The organism is Streptomyces sp. H51, from assembly GCF_035656535.1.
In the GTDB taxonomy this organism is placed as follows: domain Bacteria; phylum Actinomycetota; class Actinomycetes; order Streptomycetales; family Streptomycetaceae; genus Streptomyces.
The window spans coordinates 1-21,346 of sequence record NZ_JAYMHD010000048.1 but is presented as its reverse complement, the minus strand read 5'-3'; the positions used below and the strand labels follow the sequence as shown (position 1 = coordinate 21,346).

The window sequence follows — 21,346 nt, the reverse complement described above, 5'->3', positions numbered from 1 at the left end:
GCACTCCGATCTCGGAACTGGGGTAATGGGCCGGGGCGGTGGCGCCCTCAGAAGTCGGCGGTGAGCGACAGGTCGATCTCGTCGTCGCTCATCGTGGAGATCAGCTCCAGCAGTCGGCGCTCCACCTCGGCGGCCAGCCGCTCCACGGTGGGGTGCTCGAAGAGGTCGCGGACGGCCAGCGGGCAGTCGAAGGCGGTGCGCAGCCGGGAGGCGACCGCCACCGCGCGCAGCGAGTGGCCGCCCAGCGCGAAGAAGTCGTCGTGGACGCCGACCCGGGGCAGGTCGAGGACCTCGCACCAGACCTGTGCGACGACCGTCTCGGCGGGGGTGCGCGGCGCCACGAAGCGTCGCGGCGCGCGGGCGGCGGGCTCGGGCAGGGCCGCGGTGTCCAGCTTGCCCTGCACGGTCAGCGGCAGGGCGTCGAGCAGCACGAACGCGGACGGGACCAGGTAGTGCGGCAGGTGGGCCCGGCAGTGCGTGGCCAGGGACTCCTCCGACAGTCCGCTGCCCGCGGCGTATCCCACCAGGGCGGCCTCGCCGTGCAGGGTGCGGACGACGACCGCGGCGCCGGTGACCCCGGGGTGCCGGCGCAGCGCCGCCTCGGCCTCCGCGGGTTCGACGCGGAATCCCCGGATCTTGACCTGGTCGTCGTTGCGGCCGAGGAACTCCAGCTCCCCCGAGGGCAGTCGGCGCACGACGTCGCCGGTGCGGTACAGGCGCCCGCCGGGCCGGCCGAACGGGTCGGGCACGAACCGCTCGGCGGTCAGCGCCGGCCGCCCCAGGTACCCGCGAGCCAACTCCGGTCCGCCGACGAGGAGTTCACCGGGGACGCCGTCCGGGACGGGCTCACCGAGGGGGTCCACCACGTAGGTGCGGCGGCTGCCGAGGGCACGGCCGATGGGCACGCGGCCGGCCGGCGGGGCGTCGACGGTGTGGGCGGTCGCGGAGATCACCGCCTCGGTGGGCCCGTAGGTGTTGACCACCGGGACCGAGGGCAGGTGGGCGAACCAGCGCTCCAGCGGGTCGGCGGGCAGCGCCTCCCCTCCGGTGACCAGCAGCCGCAGCGAGGTGAGGCGGGGCGCCAGGGTGTCGAGGCGGGCGACCAGTTCCGCCCAGTAGGAGGGGGTGAGTTCCATGACGGTCACCCGCTCCCGGGCGACGCGGGCGGCGAGCTGCTCCGGGGTCCATATCTCGTCCGGGCGGACGATCACCGTCGCCCCGGTGCTCAGCGCCGGGAGGATCTGCTCCAGGGAGGCGTCGAACGAGGTGGAGGCGAAGGTGAGCACCCGGTCCCGCGAGGTGAGCGCGAACCTCTCGCGGGCGGCGGCCACATGGGCGTCCAGGGCGTGGTGTTCCACGCCTACGGCCTTGGGCAGCCCGGTGGAGCCGGAGGTGAAGATGACGTAGGCGAGGGAGCCGGGGTCGGGGTCGTGGCGGGGCCCGTCGGGGTCCGGCCGGACGTCGCGGACGTCGACCGCCGTCGCCCCGAGCGCCGTCACCGTGTCCCGGGTGCGGGCGTCGGACACCACGTGCCGTACGCCGGCCTCCCGGAGCATGTGACGCAGCCGTTCCCCGGGCAGCCGCGGATCGAGCGGCACGTACACGCCGCCCGCCCGCCACACGGCGAGCATCGCGGCCACCGACCACACGCCCCGGCCCACGCACACCCCCACCGCGTCGCCCGCGGCCACGCCCGCGCCGGCGAGGGCCGCGGCGAGCCCGCCGGTCAGGGCGTCCAGGCGCGCGTGGTCGAGGGTGGTGTCGTCGCAGACGACGGCGGTCGCGTCCGCCCGGCCCGTGACGCGGAACCGGGGCGCCGGCGCGGCGTCCGTCCCGGCCGCGGTCACCAGCCGGTCGCGTTCGGGGGCGGTGAGCAGCGGTGCCTCGTCGACGCGGGTCGCGGGATCGGCGAGAAACGCCTCCAGCAGCCGGCCGACGTGGTGGGCGAACCGGCCGGCGGTGGCCGGGTCGAACAGGTCGGCGGCGTACTCGACGTTGAGCGCGAACCGGTCCGGGCGGACCACGAAGGTCGCGGTCAGGTCGAACTTGGCCGAGCCCCACGGCAGCGTGAAGTCGGTCGCGTCCAGTCCCGGCAGGCCGGAGCCGCCGGTGGAGGCGTCCTGGACGTCCACCATGACCTGGAACAGGGGGTTGCGGGACAGGTCGCGTTCCGGCCGCAGCCGTTCCACCACCCGTTCGAAGGGCACCTCCTGGTGGTCGAAGGCGCCGAGGACGACCTCCCGCACCCGGTCCACCAGGCCCGCGAACGTCGGCCGCCCGGACAGGTCCGTGCGCAGCACGACGGTGTTGACGAAGAAGCCGACGAGCGGCTCCAGTTCGAGCCGGCCGCGGCCGGCGACGGGCGTGCCGACGGACACGTCCGACTGTCCGGTCCAGCGGGCGAGCACCGCCTGGGCGACGGCCAGCAGCACCATGAAGCGGCTGGCGCCGCATGCGCGGGCGAGCGCGTCCACGCGCTCCACGAGGTGGGCGGGCAGGTCGATCTCGACGGCGCCGCCCCGGCCGGTGAACACCGCCGGGCGGGGCCGGTCGGTGGGCAGCTCCAGGGCGGCCGCGCCGTCCAGTGTGCTTTCCCAGTAGGCCAGTTGGGGTTCCAGGCCACCGCTGTCGGCGCGCTCGCGCTGCCAGGCGGCGAAGTCGGCGTACTGCACGGGCAGCGGCGGCAGCTGCGCGCCGCGGCCGGTGCGGCGGGCCGCGTAGTGCCGGGCGAGTTCGTCCAGCAGGACGCCCTTGGACCAGCCGTCGGTGACGGCGTGGTGCAGGGCGAGCAGGACGACGTGGTCGTCGTCGGCCAGCTCCCACACGCCGGCCCGCAGCAGGGGCGGCCGGGCGAGGTCGAAGCGGCGGGTGGCGAGCGCCGCGGCGGCCCGGCGCACCCCCTCCAGGCGGGACGGCTCGTCCGGGGCCGCGGGGGCCGGCTCCCAGTGGAGCGGGACGCCCACCGGGTCGCACACCTGCTGCACGGGACGCCCGTCGGACTCGACCAGCGCCGTGCGCAGCACCTCGTGCCGGGTCACCAGGTCGTCGAGGGCCTGCTGCCAGGCGGTGCGGTCCAGGCCGCCGCGCACCCGCCAGCAGTACCACAGCAGGTAGGAGTCGCCGCGGTCGGAGGTGCGGTCCAGGAACCACAGGCGTTCCTGGGCGAAGGACAGCGGCAGCGGCCGGTCGCGGTCGACCGGGACCAGTTCGGCCGCCCCGGAGGCGCGCGCGGCGCTCACCCGGGGGGCGAAGCCGCGGACGGTCGGATGCTCGAACACGGTGCGCAGTTCGATGTCGCGGCCCAGCCGCTGGGCGATCCGGGAGACCGCCATGGTGGCGAGCAGCGAGTGCCCGCCGAGGTCGAAGAAGCTGTCGTCGATGCCGATCCGGTCCACGCCCAGGACGTCGGCCCACACCTCGGCGACGATCCGCTCCGTCTCGTCGCGCGGCGCGGTGAGATGTGGGTCGCCGGCGTCGCGGGTGCGGACCGGGTCGGGCAGGGCGTTGCGGTCGAGCTTGCCGGAGACGCCGACCGGCAGCGCGTCCAGGACGACGAAGTCGGAGGGGATGGCGTAGTGCGGCAGCCGGCGCTCGCACCAGGCGCGCAGCTCCGCCCGGTCCGGCGCCCGCGGCGCGTCCGGCGCCGGTACGACGTAGCCGGTCAGGCTGCGTCCGGTGGCGCGGTCGGGGCGGGCGGCCGCGGCGCCCACGAGCGGGCAGGCGCGCAGCACGGTCTCGATCTCGCCGAGTTCGATCCGGAAGCCGCGGATCTTGACCTGGTCGTCGGTGCGGCCGACGAACTCCAGGTCTCCGCCGGCCCGCCAGCGCACCAGGTCGCCGGTGCGGTACAGGCGGGCGCCGGGCGGCCCGTAGGGGTCGGGCAGGAAGCGTTCGGCGGTCAGCGCGGGCCGGTTCAGATAGCCGCGGGCCACTTCGGTGCCGCCGATGAGGAGTTCGCCGCAGACGCCGACCGGCACGGGTTCGCCGTCGGCGTCGACCACGTACACCCGCCGGTCGCCGAGGGGTCTGCCGATGGGCACGCTGTCCTCGGGGGGCTCGTCGGCGTCGTACGTGGTGGCGGTGACGGTGGTCTCGGTCGGGCCGTAGGCGTTGCACACGCGTACCCAGGGGACGGCGGCGCGCCAGGCGGCGAGGGTGTCGGCCGGGACCGCCTCGCCGCCGAGGACCAGCAGTCGCAGCGAGGCCAGGTCCGCGGCCTGCCGGCGGTCCAGGGAGAGCGTCAGCTCCGACCAGTAGGTGGGCGGCACGTTGACGACGGTCACCTCGTGCCGGCGGACGATCTCGGGGACCTGGGTGGGCAGCCAGGGTTCGTCGGGGCGCATGACGACGGTGGCGCCGGTGGTGAGGGCGGGCAGCACCTGGTCGAGGGAGGCGTCGAAGGAGAAGGAGGCGAACGCCAGCACCCGGTCGGCGGCGGTGATGCCGAGGCGTCGCCGGGCGGCGGCGACGTGGGAGGCGAGCGCCGCGTGCTCCACGCCGACCGCCTTGGGCCGGCCGGTGGATCCGGAGGTGAAGATGACATGCGCGAGTTCGCGGGGATCGGGCCGGTGGCGGGGGCCGTCCGCGGCGGCCGCGACGGCGGTGACGTCGACCGTGGCGGGGGCGAGTCCGGCGGCGGCGCCGGTCGTCGCCGGGTCGGTGACCACACAGCCGAGCCGGGCCTCCCGCGCCATGAACTCAAGCCGTTCGGCGGGGAGTTCGGGGTCGAGGGGGACGTATGCCCCGCCCGCCCGCCAGATGCCCTCGATGGCGGCGACCGACCACGGTCCGCGGCGCAGCAGCACGCCCACGGGGGTGCCCGCGGTGACTCCGGCCGCGCGCAGCGCGACGGCGAGTCCGCCGGTCATCGCGTCCAGTTCGGCGTAGGTGACGCTGTCGGCGCCGCAGCGCAGGGCGGTCGCGTCGGGCCGCCCGGCGAAGGCGACCGGCGCCGGCGGTCCGGACGGCCGGTCGGCGGCCCGGTGCCACTCGGGGCGCGGACGGGCCGGCGCCCCGGGCCCGGTGGGCAGGTCGCGGAGCAGGTCCTGCACGGGTGCGTCGGGGTCGGCCAGGACGGCCCGCAGCAGTGCCGGGTAGGCGCGGGCGAAGGCGCGCATGGTGCCGGCGTCGAACAGCGCGGTGGCGTACTGCAGGACGGCGGCGATGCTGCCGTCCGTGCGCAGGGTCAGGTCCAGGAAGACGTCCAGCGGGGTCTCGGCGAGCGGCGGCTCGACGAGGGTCACCTCCAGGCCGGGCATCCGTATCGGGCGGATCGGGTTGTTGAGCAGGGTGAACGAGGCCTGGGCGAGCGGGTGCCGGGACAGGTCGCGGGAGCCGCCGAGCGCGCCGACGACGAGGTCGAAGGGGGCCTCGGCGTGCGCGAGGTCGGCCGGGACCCGGGCGCGCACCCGGTCGAGCAGCGCGGCGAAGCCGGGCCTGCCGGACAGGTCGGTACGCAGGACGACGGTGTTGACGAGCGGGCCGATCAGCGTGTCGGCGCCACGCTGGGCGCGGTCGGCGAGCGTGCTGCACACGGCGACGTCGGTGCGGCCCGACCAGTGGCCGAGGAGTGCCTGGTAGGCGGTGAGCAGCAGCATGTAGCGGGTGGCGCGCCGGGACCGGGCCAGCGTGTCGACGGCGGCCACCAGGTCGGCGGGCAGGTCGAAGCGGACGACGTCGCCGGAGCCGTCCCAGACGCGGGGGCGTGGCCGGTCGGTGGGCAGGTCGAGCGGACCGAGTCCGGCGAGCCGGTCCCGCCAGTGGGCGAGCAGGCGCTCCAGGCGCTCGCCGGAGAGGCGTTCGGCCTGTGCGCGGGCGAGGTCGGCGTACCGCAGGGCGGGCGGGGCGAGGGGTTCGCCGCGGTAGCCGGCGGCGAGTTCGTCCAGCAGCACGCCCCACGACCAGCCGTCCACGGCGATGTGGTGCACCTCGACGAGCAGCAGGTGCTCCTCGGGCGTCACCCGGGCCAGCGTCGCCCGGATCGGGGCCTGCGCGGACAGGTCCACGGGGCGGCCGAGGCAGCGGTCGAACAGGTCGGCCGGGCCGGTCGCCTCGGTGTGTTCCAGGATCATGCCCGTCGGCGGGTCGAGGACCGGCACCGGTTCGCCGTCGACGGCGGTGAACCGGGTGCGCAGCACCTCGTGCCGGTCCACGATCCCGGACAGCGACCGCTCCAGCCGGCCCGCGTCCAGGGGGCCGCGCAGCCGCAGCACCAGCGGGAGCATCGATCCGGTGGAGGAGCCCGCCAGCTGGTCCAGGAACCACAGCCGGCGCTGGGCGAAGGACGCCGTGCGGGTGTCCACGTAGTTCGGTGCCCCCTTGGGGGCCGGGCCTGTTGTCACTGTGAGCCTCCCAGCCGAGTCGTGGCAGCAGACTGCCGCCGGCCCGGCGCGGCCCATAGGGAAGAAGACGCAGCACCACCGGCAGACCGGCCTGCCGTTCCGGCCGGGCGGCGTCCGGGATCCGTACGCCGGTGGCGCGGCCGGCCCACCGCGCGGGCTGCGGCGCGCCCGGGGACCGGTCGGCCACGGCACCGCTCCGGTCGTGCCTGCGCCGACCGGGCAGCGGCCGAAGGGGTGAACCGGAAGGCCCGCCCCGGCTCCGGCCCGCCGGTCAGCGCCTGCCGCACGGCCGGGACGGCCGGGACAGGGTTTGCCCGGTGGTGTGCGCTGACACAGGATCGGGCTGTCACGGCAGGACGGAAGCGCACGGAACGGACGGGATCGGTGCGATGACTGGCAATCCGGAGGACCGGGCTCGTCAGGGTCCCGGTGGTCTTCGCCGGCGGCGCCTGCTCGGTGCCGCGGCGGCGGGCGCCGCCGGGATGACAGCCGCCGTGCTGAGCGGCTGCGATCGTGCCGCGCCGAGTGCCCGCCGGCCCGGTGCGGTGCGGCGAAGCGCCGCGGCGGAGCCGGGCTGGCAGCTCGCGTCGGCCGGTCCGGCCGACGCGGTCCAGGGGTACGCGGACCGGATCAGCGTCCGGCCCGGTGAGGAGTTCGGGTTGTACGTGTCGACCACCGCACGGAGTTTCCGCGTCTCGGCGTTCCGGGTGGGCTGGTACGGCGGCGCGCAGGCGGGGCTGGTCTGGCGGTCCGGACGGACCCCCGGGCGGGTCCAGAGCGGCAGCGAGGTGAGCCGGGACACCCGGACCGTGCGGGCCGGCTGGGAGCGCAGCCTGACGGTCAGGGCCGAAGGCTGGCCGGAGGGCGCCTACCTGCTGCGGCTGGACGCCGACAGCGGCCACCAGCGCTACGTGCCGTTGATCGTCCGCTCCGCCACGGCCGTGGGCCGGACCCTGCTCGTGCACGCCCCGGCGACGTGGCAGGCGTACAACCGGTGGGGCGGTTACAGCCTCTACGAGGGCGCGGACGGTTCGTACGCCTCCCGCTCACTGGCGGTCAGCTTCGACCGGCCGTACGACCGGACCGGCGCGGAGAAGTTCCTGGTCTACGAGCGGGCAGCGGTGGTCCTGGCCGAGCGGCTGGGCATACCCCTGGCGTACACCACCGGCATCGACGTCCACCTCGACCCCCGGGTGCTGCGCGGTGCGACCACGGTGGTGACGCTCGGCCACGACGAGTACTGGACGCCGGAGCAGCGCCGGTACGTCACGGAGGCCCGTGACGCGGGCACCAACCTGGCCTTCCTCGGCGCCAACACCTGCTTCCGGCGGGTCCGTCTGGAGCCCGGCCCGCACGGCGGTGTCCGCACGGTGGTCTGCTACAAGACCGACTACCTCCTCGATCCGTACCTCGAGCGGCACCCGACGATGGCCACCACCGACTTCCGCGCCGGACCCGGTGCCGACCCGGAGTCCTCGCTGACCGGCGTGATCTACGAGGGCTTCCCCACCGATGCGCCCTACCGGGTGGAGAACGCCGGGCACTGGGTCTTCCAGGGCACCGGCGTGCGGAAGGGCGACAGCTTCGCGCACCTGGTCGGGGTCGAGTACGACCGGGTCAGCCCGGGCTTCCCGACTCCGGCGCCGATCGAGATCGTGGCCCACTCCCCGCTGGTGTGCAAGGGCCGCCACAGCCATTCGGACTCGGCGTACTACACGGTGCCCAGCGGCGCGGGCGTCTTCGCGACGGGGACGATGCGCTGGGTGGAGGGGCTGATGGCGGGGACCCCCGAGGGCGGCCGCGACCACTCGATGGACACCCGCACCAGGAAGTTCGTCGTCGAGGTCACGCAGAACCTGCTGAACGGCTTCGCCACGGGACCGGCCCGCAGGTCCCGGCCCGCCCCGCGCGACAACGTGAGCCGCGTCTACGGAAGCTGACCGCCCGGCCCGGTCACCCGCCCCGGCGTCGTCGCCGGCGGGCCCGCCCGGCTTGTCAGGTCAGAGCCAGGTCAGGCGCCACAGGCGGAATGCGCCCGTGCCGTCCAACAAGTACTGGCCGCCGCCGACGTCTTCACTGGTGACGACGTACTCCTTCGCCTGCCACAGGGGGATGACGGGGACATCGCGAGCGACGGTCTCCTGCAGCTCTTTCAGGGTGTCGTCGGCCTTGGCCCGGTCGGCGTAGCGTTGGCTCACGGCGATTGCCCGGTCCACGGTCCCGCTGCTGTAACCGGTGTTCATCGTGCCGCCTGTGCCGACGAGCTGGCTGCCGAAGGTGTCCGGGTCGGGGTAGTCGGCGACCCAGCCGACCGCGTAGGCGTCGAGCGTGCCGCCCGCCCACCGCTTCTGGAACTCAGTCCACTGCAATCCGTTGAGCTTGACTCTGAACAGGCCGCCGGTCTCCAGCTGCCGTTTGATTTCCGCGGCCTCTTCGGCGGCGGCACCGCGGCCCTCGGCATAGCTGTAGGTGAAGTGCACCGGCAGGGTCACACCGGCCTCGGTGAGCAGTTGGCGCGCCTTGCCGATGTCCGGACTGGAATAGTGGTCGAAGAAGGAGGTGGTGTGGCCGATGAGGCCCGCGGGGATGAGTGAGTAGAGCGGGTCGACGGTGCCCCCGTAGAGGGTGGCCGCGAGTCGGGGACGGTCGATCAGCCAGGCCAGGGCCTGCCGGACCCTGAGGTCGTGCAGTGGTTTCCCTTCCCGGACGTTGAGATAGAGGTTGCGGGTCTCGGAGCTGGTGGTTTCCGATACGTGTTGTCCGGGGTCGCTGGGATCCAGGTCGGCGAGGACTTTGGGGGGCAGCTGCCGGGTGGCGACGTGGATCTTGCGGCTCTTCCAGGCGCTGTCGAGGGCGCCGGGAGTGCTGTAGTAGCGCAGCTCGATGGGCCGGCCGGACTCCTTCGCGGCGCCCTTGTAGTGGGTGTTGGGCGACAGCACCACCTTTTCGCCCTTGACGTACGAGCTCAGAGTGTAGGGGCCGGTGCCGTCGACCTGGTCACCGGTGCGCAGGGCGTCTTCCGGGTATTTGGTCGAGTCGACGATCGAGCCCGCCCCGGTGGCCACCTTGAAGGGGAACGTGGTGTCCGGGGCGGACAGTCTGAAGGTGACGACGCGTCCTTCGGCCTCCACCGAGGTGAGGGTGTCGAGCAGGGCCGACGGGCCGACGTCGGAGTTGATCTTCTTGACGCGTTCGAAGGAGAACTTCACGTCCTCGGCCGTCATGGCGCGTCCGCTGGGGAAGGTGATCCCGTCGCGCAGTTCGCAGCGGTAGGTGCGCAGGTCCGCGGCGACGAAGGCGCAGCTCTTGGCCGCGTCCGGTACGGGCTCGGCGCCGCCGGGCTCGAGGGTCAGCAGCGTCTGGAAAACGTTGCTGTACAGGGCCAGGGAGCCGGCGTCGTAGCCGCCGGCCGGGTCGAGGGACGTGGCGGCGTCCGTCGTGCCGACCTTGATCACCTTTCCCGGTTGCTCGTCCGACGGCAGCAGCAGCCAGCCTGTCGCCGCGACTCCTGCGAGTGCGAGCAAGCCGGCGAGGACGCGTATACGGGCCGTTCTCATCGGTATTTTCCCTCTCCGGGTCTCAAGTTCACGATCGAAACGGGAGCTCACCGGATCCGCCTTACGGTTTCACCCAGCCTGGATGCGGCCCATTTCTGCGGCGGTGGAACTCGCGCCGACAGCGGCTGTGTGAGTCCGAGCGCGGCCGCTGCGCGCCCCACGCTCCCGGAGTCCGCGATCGCGCACAGCATGCGCAGGCGGCGCAGCCGCAGATCCATCAGTACACCTCGCTGTGTGGCGGAAACGGCAAGCGAATTATGCGTGCGCGCCGATTCCTGTGGGGCTAGGTCGTACTTCTTGCGTGAAGTCTTATGCCGGGCCTGATGGTTCTGTTATGACCGGAACTATTGCCATGGCGGGGCCCACGGGCCTTGACTCCTGATCCCGGACACACGAGACACTGGATCCCGAGGATCCGAGAACGGACATCTCCTGGTCATGATGAGTTGTCGGCCGCGGTTCGAGGCGGACGCGGTCGCGCTGCACCGGTCGCAGGCCGAGGCGACGACCGGACAGGTCGCCGCCGGTCCGGGTCAGCCCCGAGACCCCGCGGCACTGAATCCGGGCCGCCAGTGCGAGCCGGCCCCGGGGACGCCGGGAGAATGGCCGGCGGATCCTCCGACGCCGTCGGAGGCGGAGAATTCCACGCTGCGCCCTTTTCAGCAGCAGCTCACCGGCGAGAACCGGATCGCCGCGGAAGCGTGATGACGGAAAAACCGAATACGCCTCGCCCGGAACGCCTTTTGTGAGCACGTACCCGCGAAAGGAAGCAGCCGGTGTCGTGCTTTCACGGCGCTTGGCCGTGGAAGGCGAGCGGGGATATTTTCCGGTGCGACGATTCGCACGGCACAAAGGCGGTTGGCCTTGCGGACGATCATGACGGCCGGGGCCCGATGGGCGGCCGGCCTACCGGGGCGTCAGCGGCAGGGTCCGCATCCCGCACCGGGGCAGCGGGGAGACCCTGTCCGCGGGCCAGGAGGCGGTGAACCGGTCCCACGCGAAGATCCGCGCTCCGGCCGAGCTGGTCCCCGGCCGACGTTACCGCTCACCCGCGAGGTCGAGATCACCCCTGCTCGTCTCGACCACGCCCTGAGCACTCCGGGGACGGCGCCACGGACGGGCGATCGGACCGGACACCGCCCGCCACCACGCCTCCACCGGCAGCTTCCCCCTCGGCTCGAACGGCTCGCCCGGCCGCGGGAACGCCACCGCCTGGCCGGCCTCCTCGGCCGCGGCCAGCGTCCACTCCCCCGGCTCGGCCCAGGCGTGCGGGGCGAGGTTGAAGGTGCCCCAGTGGATCGGCAGCAGCACCCCGTCCGGGGCGCCGCCCTGGAGGTCCAGGTGGGCCCGCAGGCCCTCCTCGGGCGTCATGTGGATGTCCGGCCAGAACTCGCTGTACGCGCCGACCTGGATCATCGTGACGTCGAACGGGCCGTGCGCGGCGCCGATGTCCTTGAAGCCCTCGAAGTAGCCGGTGTCGCCGCTGTGGTAGATCCGGTGCTCCTCGCCGGCGACGGCCCAGGACGCCCACAGGGTGTGCTGGGTGTTGCGCAGGCCGCGGCCGCAGAAGTGGCGGGCCGGGGTGGCGGTGAGCGTGAGCCCGCCCACCCTCGTCTCCTCGTGCCAGTCCAGCTCGCGCAGCCGGGTCGCGGAGACGCCCCAGTGCTCCAGGTGGGCGCCGACGCCGAGCGGCACGGCGAACACGGTGTCCGTGTCCGCCAGCGCCTTGATCGTGGGCATGTCCAGGTGGTCGTAGTGGTCGTGCGAGACGACGACGACGTCGACCGGCCCGAGGGCGGCCAGCGGCAACGGCACCGGGTGCAGCCGCCGGGGACCGACGAAGGAGAACGGGGAGCAGCGCGCACCCCACACCGGGTCGAACAGCACCCGCCGGCCGTCGATCTCGGCGAGCACGCCGGAGTGGCCCATCCAGGTCACCCTGAGTCCGGTGGCGGGCGGCGCGGCGGTGTCGGCGAGGGTGGTGGGGTGCACCGGGACGGTGCCCCGGGGAGCGCGGCGGGGCCGTTCGTCCCGGTCGAAGAAGACCTTCGCGAAGTCGAGCGTCGAACCCGAGGGCCGGGTGCGCGCGACACCCCCGGGGTTCTGGAAGACGCCGTCCTTGAAGTGCGGTGATCTGCGGATGCGCGCGAGGCGCTCACCGCTCGGGTCCGCGCCGAAGGCCGCGGGCCGCAGCGCGCGGAGCCCGGAGCGCAGATGACGGGAACCGGACACGGGACCTCCAGGTCGGATCGGAGGCCTTCCATTATGGTCGGCCCCGCCGACGACGCCCGGTTCACCGGGCCCGGCGGGGGCTTTCCAAGGAAAGACCAAAGATGCGGCGGCCGGTACGGACCGGCCGCCGCCGGCGATGCCGTCTTCAGGACCGCGCCCCCGGCATGGGCACCGCCGTCCCGCTCACCCGGACGCGCGGGTCCCCGTCCCGCAGGTCGACCGTGAGCGTGGACGGCCGCCCCAGGTCATGGCCCTGATGGAGGGTGAGGCGGGCCTCGGGGGCGACCGCGCCGAGGGTGCGCAGGTAGGCGCCCAGCGCGGCGGCGGCCGCACCGGTGGCGGGGTCCTCCACCACACCGCCGACGGGGAACGGGTCGCGGACGTGGAAGACGTCCTCGCGCTCCCGCCAGACCAGTTGCAGAGTGGTCAGGTCCAGACGGTTCATCAGGGCGGTGAGGCGCTCGAAGTCGTAGTCCAGGGCGGCCAGTCGGGCGCGGCCGGCCGCCGCCAGCACCAGGTGCCGGGCGCCCGCGAAGGCGATGCGCGGCGGCAGCGCCGGGTCCAGGTCGGCGGCGGGCCAGTCCAGGGCGGCCAGGGCCTCGGCGACGTCGTCGGCGGCCGCGTCGGCGACGTACGGCTCGACGCTGGTCAGGGTCGCGCGCAGGGCGCCGGACGGCCCGGCCGCCACCGACACCGGGACGTCGCCGGCCTGCGTCACGAACAGCAGCTCGCCGGGCCCGGTCCGCTCGGCGAGGGCGACGGCGGCCGCGACCGTGGCGTGCCCGCAGAACGGCACCTCCGCCCTGGGGCTGAAGTACCGCACGGTGAAGACCCGTCCGGGGTCGGTGCCGGGCCGCTGTGGACCGGGGGTCAGGAACGCGGTCTCCGAGTAGCCGACCTCGGCGGCGACGGCGAGCATGGCGGCGTCGCCGAGACCGCTCGCGTCGAGGACGACCCCGGCCGGGTTGCCCCCGGCGGGGTCGTCGGAGAAGGCGGTGTAGTGCAGCACACCCGTCGCGGTGGCGTCGCTCGTCGTCATGTACGGGCAGAACACCGCCCGCCGACCGGCTGTTCCCGGCCGGCCGTACGGAATACGGGGTACCGAGTGACGGGGTACTGCGTACGGAGTCGCCGGTCGGCGGCGCGTGCCCGGGACGCGCCGGAGCGCCGGGTCAGGCGACCGACTCGATCCGCAGTTTGATGTCGTACGGGGACAGCATCCCCTTCGCCTGGACGTGGTCGCCGGACGACTCACCCCGCAGGCGCCGGCCGATCCAGGGCACCAGGTACTCGCGCGCCCACTGCACGTCGTCCCGCCGGATCTCGAGGGTGCCGCGCGGCGGGAGCGGCGGCCAGGCCTGCTCGGGGTCGGCCGGCACCTCCACGCCGAGGACCTGCCCGGCCCGCAGCGCCACCCGCGTGTGCCCCTCGGGTGAGAGGTGGAGCCGGTCGTGGTCCCAGGCCCGGCGGTCCTGGATGGACTTCAGGGACCACAGGTCCAGCACGGGACAGCCGTAGCGGTCGGCGATGGCCCGCACATGGCCGTTGTAGGTGGCGATCTTGCCGCGCAGGCGCTTGAGCACCGGCACGCCACGGGTGTCGAAGCCCGTCGTCACCATGACGGTGCCGACGGCCTCGGTGAGCCGTGCGACCGCCCGCTCGAAGCGTTCGGCGACCTCGTCGGGGTCGGTGCCGGGCCGGAGGATGTCGTTGCCACCCGCGCAGAAGGACACCAGGTCCGGGGCGAGTTCGACGGCCTGCGGGACCTGCTCGGCCACGATCTGGTCGAGCAGCCTGCCGCGCACGGCGAGGTTCGTGTACGTGAAGTCGCCCTCGGGCCGCCGGTCGGCGAGGAGCACCGCGAACCGGTCCGCCCAGCCGACGAACGCCCCGCCGGGACCCGGGTCGCCGACGCCCTCGGTGAAGCTGTCCCCCACCGCGACGTACGACCCGATCACTGATCTGCTGTCACTCTTCGAATCGTCTGCCACAGCAGGTCATGATTCACCGTTCAATGTGACCTACGCGACCGTAGGGAGGGCTTGACGAACGGTGAGATAAGCCACGCCTAAATTGTTCGCCAAACCCGGAATAAGCCGTCCTCGCGCCCGGCGACGGCCGAGGGCCGGACCCGGGGATCGGGGTCCGGCCCTCGGCGGCGTGCCGGGCGGTCGGGGAGCCGTCAGCCGACGGCGACGCCCTTGGAGCGGAGGTAGCCGACCGGGTCCACGTCGGAGCCGTAGTTCGGCGTGGTGCGGATCTCGAAGTGCAGGTGCGGGCCGGTCACGTTGCCGGTCGCGCCGGAGAGGCCGATCTGCTGGCCGGCGGTGACGGTCTGGCCGGCCGAGACGGAGAGCTGCGAGAGGTGTGCGTACTGGGCGTAGTAGCCGTCGGCCAGCTGGATGACGACCTGGTTGCCGTAGGCGCCGCCCCAGCCCGCGGAGACGACCGTGCCGGCGCCCACGGCCTTCAGCGAGGTGCCGGTCGGCACGACGAAGTCGATGCCGGTGTGGTAGCCGCTGGACCACATGCTGCCCGCGACGCGGTATCCGGTGCCGACGCCGGACCCGGCTACCGGGAGGGTGTAACCGCTGGAGGTGCCGGTGGACTCGGCGGCCTGGGTGACCGTCGCCTGCTGCGCGGAGGACGCGTCGGAGGAGGAGGACGGGGAGCCGGCGGAAGGCGCGGGAGCCGAAGAGGAGGACGAAGACGAAGAGGCCGACGAAGAGGCCGACGAAGACGGCGAAGAGGACGAAGGCGATGAAGACGACGAAGAGGACGACGAGGACGACGAGGAGGACGACGACTTGGTGGCGCCGCTCGTGGCCTTCTTGCCGATGACGAGCTTCAGGCCGGGGTGGATCAGCGACGGGTCGTCGCCGACGGCCTGGCGGTTGTCCGCGTACAGCTTCTTCCAGCCGCCGCGGACGCCCCGCTCCTCGGCGATCTTCGAGAGGCAGTCGCCCTCGCGCACCGAATAGGTCCGCACCCGCGCACTGTTCGCGGCCTTCCCCTTCGCGGCCTTCTTCCCCTCGGCCGCCGTCTTCTCGGCGCCGGAAAGGGACCGCACGGTCTTCTGCGAAACCGGCTGCCCGGTGTCGGCGTGGGCGCCGGTGGCCCCCAGCAGGGGGAGGGCGAGGGCGGCGCCGCCGGTTCCGGCGACGGCGATGGAGCGGGTGAAGCGCTGGGACTTGGGGCGGCGGTGCTTACCCTTCGCGGGCATGACGAATTCCTCTCCGGCGCCTGCGAGGTGAGCTGTCGGGTGCGGACTGGAGATGTCCGGCCGCGTTGTGGGCGCGACTTGACCCCAAGCCTGTTCCGGAGACCGGACAGGCGGTTCTACCTGTGGGTCCCCCGCTCCTGCCGTGCACGGGTGAGTGTGCGGGATTCCGGGCGGCGGCAGGATTCGGCGTCCGCCCGGATTGCGTGGCGAACGTAAGCGACCACGACACGAAGGGACAAGCAAGAGGTCGCGCCAGGCGCACGTTTCCCTTGATCCCTTACCGGAATCCGCGGTCACCCTCCGTCGATTCCGAGCCGGCTCCAGCAGCCAAATTCCTTGAAAAGCACCACGCATTACGTGAACATGACGGGCGACTCACGGTGACCGATATGACGATGCTCACGCGACCTCGCGCCAGCATTCCTCATTCCGGAGCGAGTTGGAATGAAATCCACCCAAAGCGCCAATTCGGACAGAAGACTCAGACAAGGGCGATGCGGCAGGGAAACACCTTCGGGACACATGAATCGTTTCGCGGCATTCGTGCACTCTCGCCACCGACTCGCCACGGAATCGCCATGGACTCCCAGGGGGCAGTCCGCACACCCCTGCTGAGCGGGGGTGTGCGTGTCGTATCGTCAAGGAGGTGCCCGTCGACGAGCAGCGCCGGCGGGGACGGCTGGGAGGAGCCCCCGTGACGCAGCAGATTCCGTCGACCGAGCCCGAGCTGGCAGGAGTCCGCAACTTCCGCGACGTGGGAGGCCTGCCGACGGTGGACGGACGACGGGTGCGCCACGGAGTGCTGTTCCGCAGCGGCCACCTCGCGCACGCCACCGCGGAGGACGCCGCCTTCCTCGCCTCGCTGGGGCTGCACACGGTCTTCGACTTCCGCAACGCGGCGGACCAGAAGCTGGAGGGCCCGGACGTCGAGCTGCCGGGCGTGCGCAATGTGAACCTGCCGCTGAGCGACCCGGCGGACGGCGCCGAGTTCTGGAAGATGGTCCGGCACGGAGACCTCGACCAGCTGCGCGAGATACTCGGGGGCGGCAAGGCGGCCGGCCGCATGATCGGCTCCTACCGCCTGCTCATCAAGGAGCGCACCGGCGAGCACACGCGCGTGCTGCGCGCGCTGGCCGAGGACAGCGTGCCCGCACTGATGCACTGCGCCGCGGGCAAGGACCGCGCGGGCCTGTCCGTCGCCGTGACGCTGCTCGCCGTGGGCGTGGAGCGGGATGCGATCTTCGCCGACTACCTGGAGTCGAACGCCAAGCACCGCCGCTACCGGGTGCAGCGCGGCGACAGCTCGGCCTCGGCCTACTCCCCCGAGGTCATGGAGCTGCTCAGCCCGCTGTTCGAGGCGCGCGAGGAGTACCTGGCGGCGGCCTTCGAGACCATCGAGGAGACGTGGGGCGGCGTCGAGCCCTACCTGGCGCAGGGACTCGGCGTCACTCCGGCGGTCCGGGAGCGGCTGCGCGAGCGCCTGCTCGACTGACGCCGCCGAGGACGCGGCGGGCTGCCGCCCAGGACGCGGCGGGCTACTTGGCGCCCACCGAGAACAGCAGGTAGATGAAGCCCGCGAAGAGGTGGCCCGCCGCGATGTAGATGATGAGGCGGATCCACAGGGAGCGCGGGAACTTCTCCTCGTAATTGCTCATGGCATGTCTCCGATGGTCGGGCCCAGGCACAGCGCGGCCGTGGGACTCTGCAACAGGGTGTGGACGAACAGCAGCTCGACCCCTTCGGGGTCCAGCGCCGCGATGCGGTGCGGCGTCAGCGAGTCGAAGTGCGCGCTGTCGCCGGGACCGAGCCGGTGTGTGGCGTCCCCGAGGCGCAGCCACAGCCGCCCCGTGAGGACGTACAGCCACTCCTCCCCGGGATGCACGCGCACGATGTCGCCCTGGGTGCCGTACGGCGCGTGGACCCGCAGGGCCTGCATGCCCCGGCCGGAGGCGCCGGCCTGCCAGTAGGTCCAGCCACCCGCGGCGGTGGGTTCCATGTCGACGGCGCGCACCACGGCGTTACGGTCGGCGACCGTCTCGCCGAGCAGCTCGGAGACCGTCGTACCGTAGATGCGGGCGAGCCCGAGGAGGACCGGCAGCGAGGGCTGCCGCTGCCCGGTCTCCAGCCGGGAGAGGTGGGCCGGGGACAGTCCGGCCGCGCGGGCCGCGGCCTCCAGGGTGAGGGAGGCGCGGCGGCGCAGGGCGCGGAGCTGCGGCGCGACGGCGGGCAGATCTGCCACCGGTCCCGCCGGCTGCTCGAACTCGGCTTCCGGGGAGCTCATACCCCCATTGAGCCGCAGCTTTACCTCTGGGGCAAATTTCTTGCCTCAGAGGCAAAGAGTGCTCGGCCGGTGGCAGGGACTGCTCGACCGGCGGCCGGGCTAGCGGTTGGCGACGGCCTGTTTGATCAACGTCTTGCCGAAGTCCCACATCAGCCCGCCTCCATTGTGCGCCTCGTCCATCACCTCCGTGAAGGCGGCCACGAACCGGTCCACCTCCGGCTCGCCGATGATCAGCGGCGGGATCAGCTTGATGACCTCCAGGTGGTCGCCGGAGACCTGGGTGAGGACGCGGTGGCGCTGCAGCAGCGGAACGACGACCATCTGCGCGAACAGCCCCTTGCGGGCGGCCTGCAGCATGGCCCACCGGCTGCGCAGCTTCAGCGACCTGGGCCGGCCGAACTCGATGCCGATCATCAGCCCGCGGCCGCGGACGTCGGCGAGCAGCTCGTACTTGTCGGTCAGCGCCGCGAGCCGGGACCTCAGGCGGTCGCCCGTCATCCGGGCGTTGGCGACGATCTGCTCGTTCTCCATGACCGACAGCACGGCCAGCCCGGCCGCCATGGCCTGGGCGTTGGCCCCGAAGCTCGCCGAGTGGACGAGGACGCGGTCCATCGACGAGTAGACCTTCTTGAAGATCCAGTCCTTGCCGAGCGTCGCCCCGACGGGCACGTACCCGCCCGACAGCGCCTTGGCCACGCACACCAGGTCCGGCTCGACGCCCTCCTCGTGCTGGTAGGCGTAGAAGTCGCCGGTCCGGCCGAGGCCGGTCTGCACCTCGTCGGCGATGAGCAGCGCCTTGTGCCGGCGCAGCAGTTCCTGCGCGGCCCGCAGGTAGCCGGGCGGGGCCTCGTACACGCCCTTGCCCTGGACCGGCTCCACGATCAGGGCGGCGACGTCGCCCTTGCTCAGCTCCCGCGCCAGGGCGTCGAGGTCGCCGAGGGGGACGGCGGTGTCGGGCAGCAGCGGGGCGAAGCCGTCCCGGAAGCCGGTCTCGCCGTTGACCGACAGCGAGCCCGTCGTCAGCCCGTGGAAGGCGTGCTCGCAGTACAGCACCCTGGGCCTGCCGGTGGCGTAGCGGGCGAACTTCAGCGCGCCCTCGACCGCCTCCGTGCCGCTGTTGCCGAAGAACACCCGGTCCAGGTGCGGGCTGTGCGCGAGGAGCTTCTCGGCCAGCAGCCCGGGCAGCGGCTGGCAGTCGAAGCGGGTGAGGTCGGCGAGCGAGGCGTCGAGGACGTCGTGCAGCGCCTTGCGGACCACCGGATGATGGCGGCCCAGGCCCATCACCCCGAACCCGGCGAGCATGTCCAGGTAGTCGTTGCCGTCCGCGTCCCAGAAGTACGCGCCCTCGCCGCGCTCGTAGACCTTGTCGAAGCCGATGGTGTGCAGCATGCGCGGGAGCTGGTGGTTGAGGTACCTGGTGTGCAGCTCGTAGCGCTCGGCTCCGCGCTCGGCCAGGAGTGCGCCGAGGTCGAACTCCTTGCTCATTCAGCCCTCTCCTTGACTGGGGCGGCCCCCGCCGGGTCGGCGGCGGCTTCCTTGGCGGCCAGGCTCGCGCTGATCCGCCCGGCCACCTCCACCGGCGTGAGCCCGATGTCGGCCAGCACCTCGGCACGCCTGGCGTGCGCGAGGAACTGCTCCGGAATCCCGAACCTCCGCACCGGTACGTCGACTTCGGCGTCGCCGAGGGCCAGCGCCACCGCGGACCCGACGCCGGCCGCGCGGCTGTTGTCCTCCACGACGGCCACCAGGCGGTGTGCGGCGGCGAGCCCCGGCAGCGCCGGATCGACCGGCTTGACCCACCGGGGGTCCACCACCGTGCACCCGATGCCGCGCGCCTGGAGCAGCTCCGCCGCCTGGAGGCAGACCGGCGCCATGACGCCGACCGCGACCAGCAGCACCTCGGGCCGGTCCGCGCGGTGCAGCACGTCCATGCCGCCCACCCGGTCGACCGCCGGGATCCGCGGTCCGACCGACTCCTTCGGGAACCGGACCAGGGTCGGCGCGTCGTCGACGGCGACCGCCTCACGCAGCTGGGCGCGCAGCTGGTCGGCGTCGCGCGGGGCGGCGATGCGCAGTCCGGGTACCACCTGGAGGACGGACATGTCCCACATGCCGTTGTGGGAAGCACCGTCCACGCCCGTGACACCGGCCCGGTCCAGCACGAAGGTGACCCCGCAGCGGTGCAGTGCCACGTCCATCAGGAGCTGGTCGAAGGCACGGTTGAGGAAGGTGGCGTAGACGGCGACCACCGGGTGCAGCCCGCCGGTCGCCAGTCCGGCCGCGGAGACCGCCGCGTGCTGCTCGGCGATGCCGACGTCCCACACCCGGCCGGGGAAGCGGGCGGCGAACCTGCCGAGGCCCACCGGGTGCAGCATGGCCGCGGTGATCGCGACGACGTCCTCGCGTTCCTCGCCGATCCGGACGATCTCGTCGCCGAACACCGAGGTCCAGGACGGGGCGTCGGCGGGTGTGAGCGGTTCGCAGGTGCGCGGGTCCATCACGCCGACGGTGTGGAAACGGTCCTCCTCGTGCGCGAGGGCGGGCTCGTAGCCGCGGCCCTTCTCGGTGAGGCAGTGGACGAGGACCGGCCCGTGGAAGCGCTTCGCGCGCCGCAGCGCCGACTCCACGGCCCCGATGTCGTGTCCGTCGATCGGGCCGACGTACTTCAGGCCCAGGTCCTCGAACATGCCCTGCGGGGCGAAGGCGTCCTTGAAGCCCTTCTTCGCGCCGTGCAGCGACTCGTAGACGGTGTGGCCGACCAGCGGGGTGCGCAGCAGGACCTCCTTGCCCCAGGCGAGGACCTTCTCGTAGCCGTCGGTGGTGCGCAGGGTGGCCAGGTGGTCGGCGAGCCCGCCGATGGTCGGCGCGTAGGAACGCTCGTTGTCGTTGACGACGATGATCAGCGGCCGGTCCTTGGCGGCCGCGATGTTGTTCAGCGCCTCCCAGGCCATGCCGCCGGTCAGCGCGCCGTCGCCGATGACCGCGACGACGTGCCCCTTCTCCCCCTGCACCTGGCGCGCCTTGGCGAGCCCGTCGGCCCAGCCGAGCGCGGTGGAGGCGTGGCTGTTCTCGATGACGTCGTGCTCGGACTCCTCGCGCGAGGGGTAGCCGGACAGGCCGCCCTTGCCGCGCAGCTTGGAAAAGTCCTGACGTCCCGTCACCAGCTTGTGGACGTAGCTCTGGTGGCCGGTGTCCCACAGGATGCGGTCGACCGGCGACTCGAAGACCCGGTGGAGCGCGACGGACAGTTCCACCACCCCCAGGTTGGGTCCGAGGTGACCACCGGTCCTGGCGACCGCGTGCACCAGGAACTCCCTGATTTCTCCGGCCAGTTCGCGAACCTCCGGCTCAGCCAGCGCTTTCAGGTCGCGTGGTCCCCGGATGGTCTCCAGAATCGTCACGCTCGAGCCCCCTTCGGTCCTGCTGTTCAACTCACGGTGACGGCCGGCTCCCCCGACGCGCCGTCCTGCTCCATCTGCTCCGCCAGTTTCATGGCCTCTTCGATCAGGGTCTCGACGATCTTCGACTCGGGAACGGTCTTGATGACCTCGCCCTTGACGAAGATCTGCCCCTTGCCGTTGCCGGAGGCGACGCCCAGATCGGCCTCCCGCGCCTCACCGGGCCCGTTGACCACACAGCCCATGACCGCCACCCGCAGCGGGACCTCCATACCGGTCAGCCCCGCCGTGACCTCCTCCGCCAGCTTGTACAC

General features: G+C 72.9%; 13 protein-coding genes, 2 pseudogenes and 1 riboswitch. Of the genes and pseudogenes, 3 read left to right on the top strand and 12 right to left on the bottom strand.

The annotated features are described in order from the left end of the window. Nucleotides 1–47: 47 nt before the first annotated feature. On the bottom strand, nucleotides 48–6,302 hold the full coding sequence (locus tag VKA29_RS13675) for a non-ribosomal peptide synthetase (protein ID WP_324785761.1): 6,255 nt from the start codon (nucleotides 6,300–6,302) through the stop codon (nucleotides 48–50). A gap of 428 nt (nucleotides 6,303–6,730) precedes the next feature. On the opposite strand from VKA29_RS13675, the gene VKA29_RS13670 reads away from it, so the two are divergent. Further along, nucleotides 6,731–8,281, top strand: coding sequence for a N,N-dimethylformamidase beta subunit family domain-containing protein (locus VKA29_RS13670; protein WP_324785760.1), 1,551 nt, complete (start codon nucleotides 6,731–6,733; stop codon nucleotides 8,279–8,281). 60 nt (nucleotides 8,282–8,341) lie between these two features. Here the strand turns inward: VKA29_RS13670 and VKA29_RS13665 are convergent, their stop codons facing one another. Both VKA29_RS13665 and VKA29_RS13660 read right to left on the bottom strand, forming a co-directional pair. After that, complete coding sequence (locus VKA29_RS13665) at nucleotides 8,342–9,898, bottom strand: ABC transporter substrate-binding protein (protein ID WP_324785759.1); 1,557 nt, start codon at nucleotides 9,896–9,898, stop codon at nucleotides 8,342–8,344. Nucleotides 9,899–10,020: 122 nt separating this feature from the next. After that, nucleotides 10,021–10,116 (bottom strand): annotated as a pseudogene (locus VKA29_RS13660) (helix-turn-helix domain-containing protein); the annotation flags it as partial. Between the two features lie 689 nt (nucleotides 10,117–10,805). On the opposite strand from VKA29_RS13660, the pseudogene VKA29_RS13655 reads away from it, so the two are divergent. Then, nucleotides 10,806–10,919: pseudogene (locus VKA29_RS13655) on the top strand (IS5/IS1182 family transposase); the annotation flags it as partial. A 17-nt stretch (nucleotides 10,920–10,936) separates the two neighbouring features. On the opposite strand, the gene VKA29_RS13650 reads toward VKA29_RS13655, so the two are convergent. The 4 genes from VKA29_RS13650 to VKA29_RS13635 all read right to left on the bottom strand — a co-directional run bounded on the left by VKA29_RS13650 (nucleotide 10,937) and on the right by VKA29_RS13635 (nucleotide 15,353). Then, nucleotides 10,937–12,130, bottom strand: coding sequence for an MBL fold metallo-hydrolase (locus VKA29_RS13650; protein ID WP_324785758.1), 1,194 nt, complete (start codon nucleotides 12,128–12,130; stop codon nucleotides 10,937–10,939). A 145-nt stretch (nucleotides 12,131–12,275) separates the two neighbouring features. Beyond that, entirely contained in the window at nucleotides 12,276–13,169 is an 894-nt protein-coding gene (locus VKA29_RS13645) for a PhzF family phenazine biosynthesis isomerase (protein WP_324785757.1), read from the bottom strand. Nucleotides 13,170–13,302: 133 nt separating this feature from the next. Beyond that, nucleotides 13,303–14,088 carry an SGNH/GDSL hydrolase family protein gene (locus tag VKA29_RS13640; protein ID WP_324786067.1) on the bottom strand — a complete coding sequence of 262 codons (786 nt, stop codon included), beginning with the start codon at nucleotides 14,086–14,088 and terminating at the stop codon, nucleotides 13,303–13,305. Between the two features lie 224 nt (nucleotides 14,089–14,312). Beyond that, complete coding sequence (locus tag VKA29_RS13635; RefSeq protein ID WP_324785756.1) at nucleotides 14,313–15,353, bottom strand: LysM peptidoglycan-binding domain-containing M23 family metallopeptidase; 1,041 nt, start codon at nucleotides 15,351–15,353, stop codon at nucleotides 14,313–14,315. Nucleotides 15,354–15,357: 4 nt separating this feature from the next. Continuing rightward, a riboswitch (cyclic di-AMP (ydaO/yuaA leader) is annotated at nucleotides 15,358–15,536 on the bottom strand. 511 nt (nucleotides 15,537–16,047) lie between these two features. Here VKA29_RS13635 and VKA29_RS13630 point away from each other — a divergent pair. After that, the gene (locus VKA29_RS13630) at nucleotides 16,048–16,845 is read left to right on the top strand and encodes a tyrosine-protein phosphatase (RefSeq protein ID WP_324785755.1); all 798 of its coding nucleotides are present in this window, start codon (nucleotides 16,048–16,050) and stop codon (nucleotides 16,843–16,845) included. Nucleotides 16,846–16,888: 43 nt separating this feature from the next. On the opposite strand, the gene VKA29_RS13625 is transcribed toward VKA29_RS13630, so the two are convergent. The 5 genes from VKA29_RS13625 to VKA29_RS13605 form a co-directional block, all read right to left on the bottom strand. Beyond that, nucleotides 16,889–17,008, bottom strand: a complete 120-nt coding sequence (locus VKA29_RS13625; protein WP_324785754.1) for a DUF6126 family protein — start codon at nucleotides 17,006–17,008, stop codon at nucleotides 16,889–16,891. Further along, the gene (locus VKA29_RS13620) at nucleotides 17,005–17,634 is read right to left on the bottom strand and encodes a helix-turn-helix domain-containing protein (protein ID WP_324785753.1); all 630 of its coding nucleotides are present in this window, start codon (nucleotides 17,632–17,634) and stop codon (nucleotides 17,005–17,007) included. The genes VKA29_RS13625 and VKA29_RS13620 overlap by 4 nt, the downstream gene beginning before the upstream one ends. Nucleotides 17,635–17,733: 99 nt before the next feature. Further along, the gene (locus tag VKA29_RS13615) at nucleotides 17,734–19,119 is read right to left on the bottom strand and encodes an aspartate aminotransferase family protein (RefSeq protein WP_324785752.1); all 1,386 of its coding nucleotides are present in this window, start codon (nucleotides 19,117–19,119) and stop codon (nucleotides 17,734–17,736) included. Continuing rightward, complete coding sequence (dxs, locus tag VKA29_RS13610) at nucleotides 19,116–21,035, bottom strand: 1-deoxy-D-xylulose-5-phosphate synthase (protein WP_324785751.1); 1,920 nt, start codon at nucleotides 21,033–21,035, stop codon at nucleotides 19,116–19,118. The genes VKA29_RS13615 and dxs overlap by 4 nt, the downstream gene beginning before the upstream one ends. A 26-nt stretch (nucleotides 21,036–21,061) precedes the next feature. Further along, nucleotides 21,062–21,346: flavodoxin-dependent (E)-4-hydroxy-3-methylbut-2-enyl-diphosphate synthase (locus tag VKA29_RS13605; RefSeq protein ID WP_324785750.1), on the bottom strand; the 285-nt coding region annotated here is incomplete at its 5' end.